Below are 11,923 nucleotides of genomic sequence, written 5' to 3'. Positions count from 1 at the left end.
GTTAACCCCCGGCAATGGCCTGAAAAAGCAGGATATGGTCGCCATCATGCAGCAAATGAGTTTCCCATTGTTCACGCGGAACAATCGTCTGGTTGATGGCAAGTGCAACGCCTGGCTTGAGTAAACGCATCTGTTGCAGCAGGGTTTCCAGCGTCAGGTTTTCCGCGCACTGCATCGATTCATCGTTAAAGTGGATGTGCATTTTGCCCTCCACAAACCGGGCATCCCGCCGCTTTCTGCATGGTGAGCGTGCGCCAACTGTGTTGGCGGGCATCAAACAGACGCAAAGAACCCGTGGCAGGAGCCATGCCGCTCAACAATTTGATTGCTTCCAGCGCCTGCAACGTTCCCATCACGCCGACCACCGGGCCAATAACGCCCGCAGTACGGCAGTTGCGTTCCGGCTCGTGTTCATCAGGCCACACGCAGCGATAACAGCCGTTTTCCCACGGCGGCGTCAATACCATCAACTGCCCACCAAACCCCACCGCGCTGGCAGAAATCAGCGGTTTGCTATGTAAAACACAGGCGGCGTTAATCGCCTGACGTGTCGCCATGTTATCGCTGCAATCCAGTACCAGATCGGCATCTTTCACAGCCTGATTCAACGATTCCCCAGCCAGCCGCTGGCCGATAACCTGCAACGTAATCTCCGGATTAAGCCGTTGAAGATGGCGTTGCGCGACTTGCGATTTCGGCTGTTCGAGGTCGTCAGAGGTAAACAAAATCTGGCGCTGTAGATTGCTGATATGCACGTTGTCATCGTCCGCCAGAATCAGCGTGCCGACGCCCGCCGCCGCCAGATACAGCGCTGCCGGGGAACCCAGCCCACCGAGTCCGACGATGAGCACTTTGCTGGCGAGGAGCTTTTGTTGCCCTTCGAGCGCGATGTCTTCGAGCAACATCTGGCGGCTGTAGCGCATGAAATCGGTGTCATTCATCGCCAGCTCCCACCAGTTCAAGAAGCTGAGCGGTAGCCGCTCGCCAATCGGCGGCGTGAGTGATTGCGCTCACCACAGCAACACTGCCCACGCCGGTTGCCAGCACCGCAGGAACTCGGTCAATGCTGATTCCACCAATGGCGACAGTCGGGTAATCGCCCAGCGTTTTGATATGCGCTGCAAGCTGTGTAAGCCCTTGCGGGGCCGAAGGCATTTGCTTGGTATTGGTCGGGAAAACATGCCCCAGGGCAATATAAGAAGGACGTGCAGCCAGGGCGCGATCCATTTCCATATTGTCGTGAGTCGAAAGCCCCAGTCGCAAACCGGCATCGCGAATAGCGTCCAGATTTGCCACATCCATATCTTCCTGGCCGAGGTGCACGCCGTAAGCGCGGTGCTTTATCGCCAGCCGCCAGTAGTCGTTAATAAACAAACGCGCTTCGTGGCGCTGGCTCAGTTTGATGGCTGCAACAATATCCGCTTCAACGTCATCGTCGTGTTTATCTTTAATACGTAACTGAATGGTGCGCACGCCTGCTCCCAACAGGCGTTCAATCCATCCAACGGTATCGACCACCGGGTACAAACCCAGCCGCTGTGGCACGGCAGGAAATGCAGGTGTGTTCATTACACTTCCTCCTGACGCAGATAAATTTCGCCACCTTTCGCCCGGAAGGTTTGCGACATATCTTCCAGACCGACTTCAATTGCTTGTTTGGCGGCGAAATCGCGCACTTCCTGGGAGATTTTCATCGAGCAGAATTTTGGCCCGCACATGGAGCAGAAATGTGCGACTTTGCCGGATTCTTGCGGCAGCGTTTCATCGTGATAAGCGCGAGCGGTGAAGGGGTCGAGAGCCAGGTTAAACTGGTCTTCCCAGCGGAATTCAAAGCGCGCTTTCGACATCGCGTTATCGCGGATTTGCGCACCCGGATGGCCTTTTGCCAAATCTGCGGCATGTGCCGCAATCTTGTAGGTAATCAGCCCCTGTTTCACATCTTCTTTATTCGGCAGACCGAGGTGCTCTTTTGGCGTGACGTAACAGAGCATGGCGCAGCCAAACCAGCCGATCATCGCCGCTCCAATTCCCGAGGTGAAATGGTCGTAACCCGGTGCAATGTCTGTGGTAAGCGGGCCGAGGGTATAAAATGGCGCTTCGTGGCAATGCTCTAATTCTTCAGTCATATTGCGGCGGATCATCTGCATCGGCACATGACCTGGGCCTTCGATCATCACCTGCACGTCATATTCCCAGGCGATTTTCGTCAGTTCGCCCAGCGTGTGCAGCTCGGAGAATTGCGCTTCGTCGTTGGCATCCTGAATGGAGCCCGGGCGCAAGCCGTCGCCTAAAGAGAGCGAAACATCATAAGCCGCACAGATTTCGCAGATTTCGCGGAAGTGTTCGTAGAGGAAGTTTTCCTGATGATGCGACAGGCACCATTTCGCCATAATCGAGCCGCCGCGCGAAACAATTCCGGTCAGGCGTTTGGCGGTCATCGGCACATAACGCAGCAGCACTCCGGCGTGAATGGTGAAGTAATCCACGCCTTGCTCGGCCTGTTCCAGCAGCGTGTCGCGGAACATCTCCCAGGTCAGGTCTTCGGCGATGCCGTTCACTTTTTCCAGCGCCTGATAAATCGGCACGGTTCCAATTGGCACCGGGCTGTTACGCAAAATCCATTCGCGGGTTTCGTGGATATAACGGCCAGTGGAAAGATCCATCACGGTATCTGCGCCCCAGCGCGTTGACCAGACCAGCTTTTCCACTTCCTCTTCAATGGACGACGTGACCGCCGAGTTGCCGATATTCGCATTCACTTTGACCAGGAAATTACGCCCGATAATCATCGGCTCGGATTCGGGGTGATTGATGTTGGCGGGGATGATGGCTCGCCCGGCAGCCACTTCATCGCGCACAAATTCCGGCGTGATATTTTCCGGCAGACGAGCGCCGAAACCCTGGCCCGGATGCTGGTGGCGCAACACTTCATCGCGGATGCGCTCGCGGCCCATGTTTTCGCGGATGGCGATAAACTCCATTTCTGGTGTCACAATCCCTTTGCGCGCGTAGTGCAGTTGCGTGACGGTTTTCCCGACCTGGGCGCGTTTCGGCCTGAGCTGCGTTTCAAAACGCAATTCGTCGAGGCCGTCGTCGGCAAGGCGTTCTTTGGTGTAAGCAGAACTGCGGTCGGTCAGCGTTTCGCAGTCATTGCGCTCCGTGATCCAGTTTGCGCGTAACGGCGCAAGGCCACGCAACACGTCGATGCTGATTTCCGGGTCACCATACGGCCCGGATGTGTCATAAACCGGGATCGCATCGTTTGGCGTTTCTTTGTTGCCGCCAATGGCGGTTGGGCTTAACTGGATTTCGCGCATCGGGACACGGACATCTTCACGCGAGCCGGTAAGATAAATACGCTGCGAGTTGGGGAAAGCCGTGCCTTCCAGCGTATTAATAAAATGCTGAGCGGCAGCACGCTGTTCGCGACGGTTTGGTTTTTTTTCAGTAGTAGACATAGCTCATTCCAGTGATTATCAGGAAGTGGCTTGTCAGAACAACGGAGGAGTAATGAATGTGGGGCGCCCGCGTACGGGTGAACCCAAAAGCAGAATTACTCTTGTTCCCTTCGCAGGTATTAGCCTGATCAGGTTCCGCGGATCCCGAATTAACGGTCTCAGCCGGTGCTTAACTTAATAAGACACTCGGCACTCCGACAAGAAGAAACCCGTATTGCTACGAGTCGATAGGTAAATTACGCGTTAACAGTGAAGAACTCAAGCCGGACGAGCAAGGCTGCCGGTATCGTTCGCACTGTCATTTAAATCGTGGTCGTATGCTAGCTGGATAAGTTTATCTTCCAGCGAAAAGCGCGATTCCAGCGCTTCGCCGATGCCGGACAAGGCGTTCTGGAACTCAGCATAGTTATCATCATCAATGGCGCTTTCTAGATGCGAGTCGTAGAAATCCATAATGTGTTGGGTGTTGGCCTCAAGCTGCGGATACAGATGAGTTGCCGCTAAAAGCGGGCTGCTACCTTCCATTTCGCTGATAATACGTTCATAAATATTGAAGTGGCCGGAAGAAAGATAATCCACCAGGCTGTGGCAAAAATTATCCAGCGCCTTTTCATCGAGCGCAGTATGGGATTCCTTGTTAGGCTTAATCCCAACCATATTGTAATAAGCTACCAACAGATGTTTGCGGGCATGAAGCCATTGGTCGATTAACTCATTACTACCACCAACGCGCTCAGTCAGGTTTTCTAACTGGTTAAGCATGATTGACTCCGTGAATGAATGTGACGCAAACGTACCCAAAAGTGTTACGACTAATTGTTTATACCAGCGAACTCGGGGATGTGCACCAGGTTATGGAACGTGTAATTCAAAAGTTAGATCAGGGCTGGTTTATCGTCAGTCATGAACAAAAATTGTGGCTGCCGGAAGGTGAGCTACCTCACGGAGCGGCGCAAGAATTTCAGTTAGATGGCGCGATTGGGATGCACATCGGCGAGTGGGAAAATGAGCCGGTCTGGCTGGTGCGACAAAATCGACGTACGGATATGGGCTCGGTACGCCAGATAATTGACCAGGATGTGGGGTTGTTCCAACTGGCGGGCCGTGGCGTGCAACTGGCTGAGTTTTACCGTTCGCACAAATTCTGCGGTTATTGCGGCCACGAGATGCACGTCAGTAAGACGGAATGGGCGATGCTGTGCTCCCATTGCCGGGAACGCTACTACCCGCAAATTTCACCGTGCATCATTGTGGCGATTCGCCGCGACGATCATATTCTGCTCGCCCAACACACACGCCATCGCGGCGGGATTTATACCGTGCTGGCGGGGTTCGTCGAAGTCGGGGAAACCCTCGAGCAAGCCGTGGCCCGTGAAGTGATGGAAGAAAGCAGTATCCGCGTGAAAAACTTACGTTACGTCACCTCGCAACCCTGGCCATTCCCGCAATCGCTGATGACCGCGTTTATGGCGGAATATCACAGCGGTGAGATTAAAATTGACCCGAAAGAGCTAATTGATGCGGGCTGGTATCGCTACGATCAACTGCCATTATTGCCGCCGCCAGGCACCGTCGCACGACGTTTGATCGAAGATACCGTCGCCCTGTGTCGCGCCGACTATGAATGATAAACTGGCGTGATACAGCCAAAGGAAATTAAAAATGACTGAACTGAAGAACGATCGTTACCTGCGGGCGCTGCAACGCCAACCTGTAGATACCACGCCAGTATGGATGATGAGGCAGGCAGGTCGTTACTTGCCAGAATACAAAGCGACACGCGCGCAGGCCGGCGATTTTATGTCGCTGTGCAAAAATGCTGAATTGGCTTGCGAAGTGACTTTGCAGCCGCTGCGTCGCTACCCGCTGGATGCGGCGATCCTCTTCTCCGATATTCTCACCGTACCCGACGCGATGGGGCTTGGCCTCTATTTTGAAGCCGGTGAAGGCCCGCGTTTTCGCTCGCCGATTACCAGCCGTGCTGATGTCGAAAAGCTGCCGATTCCTGATCCAGAAGACGAACTGGGTTATGTGATGAGTGCGGTGCGTACGATTCGCCGTGAACTAAAAGGCGAAGTGCCACTGATTGGTTTCACCGGCAGCCCGTGGACGCTGGCGACTTATATGGTTGAAGGCGGCAGCAGCAAAGCCTTTACCGTGATCAAAAAGATGATGTATGCCGACCCACAAGCGCTGCATCTTCTGCTCGATAAGCTGGCGCAAAGCGTCACGCTGTATCTGAATGCGCAAATCAAAGCGGGCGCACAATCGGTGATGATTTTCGATACCTGGGGCGGCGTGCTGACCGGGCGTGATTATCAGCAGTTCTCGCTCTATTACATGCATAAAATCATTGATGGCCTGCTGCGTGAAAACGAAGGTCGCCGAGTGCCAGTGACGATGTTCACCAAAGGCGGCGGTCAGTGGCTGGAAGCGATGGCTGAAACGGGCTGTGACGCGCTAGGCTTAGACTGGACAACCGACATTGCCGATGCTCGCCGTCGCGTCGGTCATAAAGTGGCGTTGCAGGGCAATATGGACCCGTCCATGCTTTATGCGCAACCTGCGCGTATCGAAGAAGAAGTTGCCAGCATTTTGGCCGGTTTTGGCAAAGGCGAAGGCCACGTCTTTAACCTTGGCCACGGCATTCATCAGGATGTGCCGCCAGAACATGCGGGTGCATTTGTTGAAGCGGTGCACCGTTTGTCGAAGCCGTACCATCAATAGCCGTATTTTCACTAAAGAACGGGAGAGGGAATGGATCTCGCAAAGCTACGTGAACAGCAGATCGCATTAGCTTCGCAGGTTTGCCGCGAAGATCGATTTGAGCAAGATCCTCCCCGTTTAATTGCCGGGGCTGATGTGGGTTTTGAGCAGGGCGGAGATGTCACGCGAGCCGCTATCGTATTGCTGAAATTCCCTTCCCTCGAACTGGTTGAGTATCAGGTGGCGCGTGTCGCCACCACCATGCCTTATATCCCCGGATTCTTGTCTTTTCGCGAATATCCCGCGCTATTAGCGGCCTGGGAAATGCTGTCGCAAAAACCAGACCTGCTATTTGTTGATGGCCATGGTATTTCGCATCCACGGCGTTTGGGCGTGGCGAGTCACTTTGGCCTGCTGGTGGACGTTCCAACCATTGGTGTGGCGAAGAAGCGTTTATGTGGGAAGTTTGAGCCATTATCAGAAGAACCCGGCTCACGCCAGTTGCTGACTGACAAAGGCGAAGCGCTCGCGTGGGTGCTGCGCAGTAAAAAGCGTTGTAATCCGCTGTTTGTCTCGACGGGCCACAGAGTCAGTCTCGATAGCGCTTTGTCATGGGTGCAACGCTGCATGGCGGGTTATCGTTTACCCGAGCCAACCCGCTGGGCAGATGCCGTTGCATCGGGTCGCCCGGCTTTCACGCGGTGGCAAGCAATTCAAGGGTGATTAAGGTAAACTGCCGCTAATATTCCGTCTCTGAGACATCGTTATGTTACAAAACCCAATCCATCTGCGCCTGGAGAAACTGGAAAGCTGGCAACATGTCACTTTCATGGCTTCTTTATGCGAACGTATGTATCCGAATTACGCCATGTTCTGCCAGCAGACTGAATTTGGTGACCCTCAGTTATATCGCAAAATCCTCGACTTAATTTGGGAAACCTTGACGGTCAAAGATGCGAAAGTAAACTTTGATAGCCAACTCGAGAAGCTCGAGGAAGGTATCCCGGTTGCAGACGACTACGATATTTACGGTGTCTATCCGGCGATTGATGCTTGCGTCGCGTTAAGCGAACTTATTCATTCACGTCTTTCCGGGGAAACTCTGGAGCATGCGATTGAAGTCAGCAAGGCATCCATTACGACGGTTGCGATGCTCGAAATGACTCAGGCTGGTCGTGAAATGACCGACGAAGAACTCAAATTGAACCCCGCTGTGGAAGAAGAATGGGACATTCAATGGGAGATTTTCCGCCTGTTAGCCGACTGCGAAGAACGCGACATTGAGCTGATCAAAGGGTTGCGCGCAGACCTGCGTGAAGCGGGTAGCAGCAATATTGGTATAAATTTGCAGCAGTAAGACAGCAAAACGTGACTTACAGTCCGAATTGTCACCCCTGAAGGCTTCCAATTAGCCCCCCGTCTGGTCTACATTTGTGGGGCGAAAAAAAGTGGCTATCGGTGCGTGTATGCAGGAGAGTGCTTTTTTGGCATTTCCGTCGCACTCGATGCTTAGCAAGCGATAAACACATTGTAAGGATAACTTATGAACAAGACTCAACTGATTGATGTAATTGCTGACAAGGCTGATCTGTCTAAAGTACAGGCTAAAGCTGCTCTGGAATCCACCCTGGCTGCAATTACTGAGTCTCTGAAAGCAGGTGATGCTGTTCAACTGGTTGGTTTCGGTACCTTCAAGGTAAACCATCGTGCAGAGCGCACTGGCCGTAACCCACAGACCGGTAATGAAATCAAAATCGCCGCAGCTAACGTGCCGGCATTTGTTTCAGGCAAAGCACTGAAAGACGCTGTTAAGAGCTAACAAGTGTCTGTGAACAGTTTTAGCAGAGGGGCGTTTACGCCCCTTTTGTTTGTCTGCCGTCCTCTGGGCGTGCTGGCGGGCACAGTGCTGCTAATGGCATGCAGCAGTCAGTCTCCACTTCCACCATTTACGGCGAGTGGCTATATCGCTGACAACGGTGTCGTGCGTATCTGGCGTAAAGATAATAGCGATGACAACAGCATTCATATGCTTGCGGTGTTCAGCCCGAGGCAGAAAGGGGCAACGACCACCAGTGATTATCGCTGGCTGGGCGAGAAGCTCATGTCGATTGAAATGAATATTCAGAGTGAGCCGTCTGAACACGTCAAGGTTCGTTTTGATGAAAACGGCGAGCTGAGCTTTATGCAGCGCGAAGTGAACGGCCAAAAGCAGCAGCTTTCTAACGACCAAATCGCTTTGTATCAGTATCAAGCGACACAAACCAAAGCGACGAGCGAAGCATTGCGCATCGGGCGTGTGGTTCTGCGGCAAGGGCGTTGGCATAACAACGGCACCATCACCACCTGCGAAGGCGAGACTATCGAGCCAAAACTCGACAGCGTGTCCCTAAGCCATATCGCGAATCGCCAGCGTCACTCCTCAATGGATGTGAGCGTTGCCTGGCTTGAAGCGCCAGAAGGATCACAGCTGTTACTGGTTGCGAACCAGGATTACTGTAGCTGGCAGCCTAAAGCTGCGACATTCTAGCTATAAAAAAACCGCCACGCGGGCGGTCTTGAACATCACATCAAATCTTACTTCGCGTTTTCACGCTCAATGGCGCGATAGCCAATATCTGAGCGGCTAAAGCTGCCATCCCAGTGGATATCCTTCATTAATTCATAAGCACGCTGCTGCGCAAGGGCTACGGTATCGCCTAATGCGGTCACGCAAAGAACGCGCCCACCGTTAGTGACGACCATATCGTCTTCACGCAGTTTGGTTCCGGCGTGGAACACTTTGCCATCAGCCACTTCTTCCAACGGCAAGCCGTGAATCACGTCACCGTTGTGGTAATCCGCCGGATAGCCGCCAGCCGCCATGACGACGCCCAGAGAAGGACGCTCGTCCCATTTCGACGTGGTCTCGTTAAGCTTGCCATCACACGCGGCAAGGCACAGCTCAACCAGGTCGGATTGCAGGCGCAACATAATCGGCTGAGTTTCCGGGTCGCCGAAGCGGCAGTTAAACTCGATAACCTTCGGATTGCCTTGCTTGTCGATCATCAAACCCGCATACAGGAAACCGGTGTAGGTATTCCCTTCTGCCGCCATGCCGCGAACGGTAGGCCAGATAACCAGATCCATTGCACGCTGGTGGACTTCATCTGTCACAACCGGTGCCGGAGAGTAAGCACCCATACCGCCGGTATTTGGGCCGGTATCAGCATCGCCTACACGCTTGTGATCCTGGCTGGTAGCCATCGGCAGCACGTTTTCGCCATCGACCATCACGATGAAACTGGCTTCTTCGCCATCCAAAAACTCTTCTACAACGATGCGGTGTCCGGCGTCGCCAAAAGCGTTGCCCGCCAGCATGTCGTTTACCGCAGCTTCGGCTTCTTCCAAAGTCATCGCTACGATCACGCCTTTACCTGCGGCCAGGCCATCGGCCTTAATCACAATTGGCGCACCTTTTTCACGGACGTAAGCCAGAGCGGGTTCGACTTCAGTGAAGTTCTGGTACTCAGCGGTCGGGATTTTATGGCGAGCCAGGAAATCCTTGGTGAACGCTTTTGAGCCTTCTAACTGGGCAGCGCCTTGAGTTGGGCCAAAGATCTTCAGGCCAGCCGCGCGGAATGCATCGACCACGCCAATCACCAACGGGGCTTCCGGGCCGACAATCGTCAGATCGATCTTTTCATTCTGCGCAAAGATCAGCAGGGCAGGAATATCTGTCGGGTTAATCGCCACGTTCTGCAAAGCCGGTTCCAGAGCGGTGCCTGCATTGCCTGGTGCGACAAATACCGTGCGAACTAATGGCGACTGCGACGCTTTCCAGGCCAGCGCGTGTTCGCGCCCGCCGTTACCAATCACTAATACTTTCATTTATGGTCGCTCCGGATTAATGGCGGAAGTGGCGCATGTCGGTAAAGATCATTGCGATCCCGTGCTCATCAGCGGCGGCGATCACTTCGTCGTCGCGGATGGAACCGCCAGGCTGGATAACACAGCTCACACCGACTGCCGCTGCGGCATCAATACCGTCACGGAACGGGAAGAATGCATCAGATGCCATGGCGGAGCCTTTCACCTCTAACCCTTCATCGGCAGCTTTAATACCGGCGATTTTGGCAGAGTAAACGCGGCTCATTTGGCCAGCACCTATACCGATAGTCATATTCTCGCGGGCATAGACAATCGCGTTGGATTTAACGAACTTCGCCACCTTCCAGCAGAACAGCGCATCACGTAGTTCTTGCTCGGTTGGCTGGCGCTTGCTGACCACGCGTAGGTCGGCGGTAGTCACCATACCCAGATCGCGATCCTGCACCAACACACCGCCGTTGACGCGTTTGAAATCCAGACCCGGAACGCGCTGCTGCCAATGGCCGCAAGTCAGAACGCGAACGTTCTGTTTAGCCGCAGTGATCTTCAACGCTTCTTCGCTGGCGGATGGGGCAATAATCACTTCGACAAACTGACGGGAGATGATCGACTGCGCGGTTTCGGCGTCCAGTTCACGGTTGAATGCGATGATGCCGCCGAATGCGGAAGTCGGGTCGGTTTTATAAGCGCGGTCGTAGGCATCTAATAAGGAAGTGCTGACGGCAACGCCACAAGGGTTGGCGTGTTTCACGATAACGCAGGCTGGTTCGCTGAATTCCTTCACACATTCCAGCGCGGCATCGGTATCAGCAATGTTGTTATAAGAAAGCGCTTTGCCCTGAACTTGCGTTGCGGTGGCAACGGACGCTTCTTTAATTTCTTCTTCTATATAGAAGGCTGCTTGCTGGTGGCTGTTTTCGCCGTAACGCATATCCTGCTTCTTAATGAAGTTCAGGTTCAGCGTGCGAGGGAAGCGACCGGAAGGATCTTTGCTTTCGCCGTGATAAGCAGGAACCAGGCTACCGAAGTAGTTGGCGATCATGCTGTCGTAAGCGGCGGTGTGTTCGAATGCTTTGATTGCCAGATCGAAACGGGTTTCGAGCGTTAGCGATCCTTCATTCGTATCAAGCTCACTGATAATGGCCTGGTAGTCACTGCTCTTGACTACAATGGCTACATCTTTATGGTTCTTCGCTGCGGAGCGAACCATGGTCGGGCCGCCGATATCAATATTCTCAACCGCATCTTCCAGAGAGCAGCCTTCGCGGGCAACCGTCTGGGCAAACGGGTAGAGGTTGACGACAACCATATCAATCGGGGAGATAGCGTGTTGTTCCATGATCGCATCATCCTGGCCGCGACGGCCGAGAATGCCGCCGTGCACTTTTGGATGCAGGGTTTTGACGCGTCCATCCATCATCTCCGGGAAACCAGTGTAGTCAGAGACTTCGGTTACCGGTAGGCCAGCTTCTGCCAGCAGACGAGCGGTTCCGCCAGTGGATAGCAGCTCCACACCACGTTGGGAGAGTGCCTGGGCGAATTCGACGATACCGGCTTTGTCAGAAACACTGAGCAGAGCGCGGCGTACAGGACGACGTTGTTGCATGGTTTGATCCCTTAGCTTTGGTTCGCATATAGAAGAGCGTTAGCTGAATTCTGGTTATTTTCCCTAAAACTCAGCTAACGCCCCAAAACGGGGCGTCCTTTTAATGCGGGCATATTGTAGCGAAAACGTTTGCGTCACGCTTGCATAATTTAGGACTTCATCACGAATGTGGATAACTTTGTGCACAACTGCGTATAAAGCGGGGTTTTGCTGGGGATTGCAGCAGTCAGTCAAATTACTGCATATTTAAGGTTGCAGCCTCCGGAGAACTCCCTATAATGCGCCT

General features: G+C 53.6%; 13 protein-coding genes and 1 riboswitch. Of the genes, 6 read left to right on the top strand and 7 right to left on the bottom strand.

What is annotated here, in order from left to right:
• Nucleotide 1: 1 nt before the first annotated feature.
• The 5 genes from thiS to rsd form a co-directional block, all read right to left on the bottom strand.
• Nucleotides 2-202 carry a sulfur carrier protein ThiS gene (gene thiS, locus D6029_RS19535; RefSeq protein WP_120066369.1) on the bottom strand — a complete coding sequence of 67 codons (201 nt, stop codon included), beginning with the start codon at nt 200-202 and terminating at the stop codon, nt 2-4.
• Entirely contained in the window at nt 186-941 is a 756-nt protein-coding gene (gene thiF, locus D6029_RS19530; RefSeq protein ID WP_120066368.1) for a thiazole biosynthesis adenylyltransferase ThiF, read from the bottom strand. The genes thiS and thiF overlap by 17 nt, the downstream gene beginning before the upstream one ends.
• Nucleotides 934-1,569: a thiamine phosphate synthase gene (gene thiE, locus D6029_RS19525; protein WP_120066367.1), complete on the bottom strand. Its 636-nt coding sequence runs from the start codon at nt 1,567-1,569 to the stop codon at nt 934-936. Before thiE ends, thiF begins: the two co-directional genes overlap by 8 nt.
• Entirely contained in the window at nt 1,569-3,458 is a 1,890-nt protein-coding gene (gene thiC / locus D6029_RS19520) for a phosphomethylpyrimidine synthase ThiC (protein WP_120066366.1), read from the bottom strand. Before thiC ends, thiE begins: the two co-directional genes overlap by 1 nt.
• 88 nt (nt 3,459-3,546) lie before the next feature.
• Nucleotides 3,547-3,665: riboswitch (TPP riboswitch) on the bottom strand.
• A 51-nt stretch (nt 3,666-3,716) separates the two neighbouring features.
• Nucleotides 3,717-4,220 carry a sigma D regulator gene (rsd, locus tag D6029_RS19515; RefSeq protein ID WP_120066365.1) on the bottom strand — a complete coding sequence of 168 codons (504 nt, stop codon included), beginning with the start codon at nt 4,218-4,220 and terminating at the stop codon, nt 3,717-3,719.
• 92 nt (nt 4,221-4,312) lie between these two features.
• Between rsd and nudC the strand changes: the two genes are divergently transcribed.
• The 6 genes from nudC to D6029_RS19485 all read left to right on the top strand — a co-directional run bounded on the left by nudC (nt 4,313) and on the right by D6029_RS19485 (nt 8,691).
• Nucleotides 4,313-5,086 carry an NAD(+) diphosphatase gene (nudC, locus tag D6029_RS19510; RefSeq protein ID WP_120066384.1) on the top strand — a complete coding sequence of 258 codons (774 nt, stop codon included), beginning with the start codon at nt 4,313-4,315 and terminating at the stop codon, nt 5,084-5,086.
• A gap of 34 nt (nt 5,087-5,120) precedes the next feature.
• Entirely contained in the window at nt 5,121-6,185 is a 1,065-nt protein-coding gene (gene hemE, locus D6029_RS19505; RefSeq protein ID WP_120066364.1) for a uroporphyrinogen decarboxylase, read from the top strand.
• Between the two features lie 30 nt (nt 6,186-6,215).
• Nucleotides 6,216-6,887, top strand: a complete 672-nt coding sequence (nfi, locus tag D6029_RS19500; protein WP_120066363.1) for a deoxyribonuclease V — start codon at nt 6,216-6,218, stop codon at nt 6,885-6,887.
• Between the two features lie 43 nt (nt 6,888-6,930).
• Complete coding sequence (locus tag D6029_RS19495) at nt 6,931-7,521, top strand: YjaG family protein (RefSeq protein WP_120066362.1); 591 nt, start codon at nt 6,931-6,933, stop codon at nt 7,519-7,521.
• Between the two features lie 186 nt (nt 7,522-7,707).
• Complete coding sequence (gene hupA / locus D6029_RS19490; protein WP_120066361.1) at nt 7,708-7,983, top strand: nucleoid-associated protein HU-alpha; 276 nt, start codon at nt 7,708-7,710, stop codon at nt 7,981-7,983.
• Nucleotides 7,984-7,992: 9 nt separating this feature from the next.
• Complete coding sequence (locus D6029_RS19485) at nt 7,993-8,691, top strand: DUF1481 domain-containing protein (RefSeq protein WP_120066383.1); 699 nt, start codon at nt 7,993-7,995, stop codon at nt 8,689-8,691.
• Nucleotides 8,692-8,738: 47 nt separating this feature from the next.
• Here D6029_RS19485 and purD read toward each other — a convergent pair whose 3' ends face one another.
• Both purD and purH read right to left on the bottom strand, forming a co-directional pair.
• Nucleotides 8,739-10,031 (bottom strand): phosphoribosylamine--glycine ligase, encoded by a 1,293-nt coding sequence (purD, locus tag D6029_RS19480; protein WP_120066360.1) that lies wholly within the window; start codon nt 10,029-10,031, stop codon nt 8,739-8,741.
• Nucleotides 10,032-10,047: 16 nt separating this feature from the next.
• Entirely contained in the window at nt 10,048-11,637 is a 1,590-nt protein-coding gene (purH, locus tag D6029_RS19475; protein ID WP_120066359.1) for a bifunctional phosphoribosylaminoimidazolecarboxamide formyltransferase/IMP cyclohydrolase, read from the bottom strand.
• Nucleotides 11,638-11,923 lie beyond the last annotated feature (286 nt).

This window comes from Buttiauxella izardii (genome assembly GCF_003601925.1).
GTDB classification, from domain to species: Bacteria; Pseudomonadota; Gammaproteobacteria; order Enterobacterales; family Enterobacteriaceae; genus Buttiauxella; species Buttiauxella izardii.
Note: the sequence above shows the minus strand (reverse complement) of the source record. Positions and strands in the feature narration are given on the sequence as shown.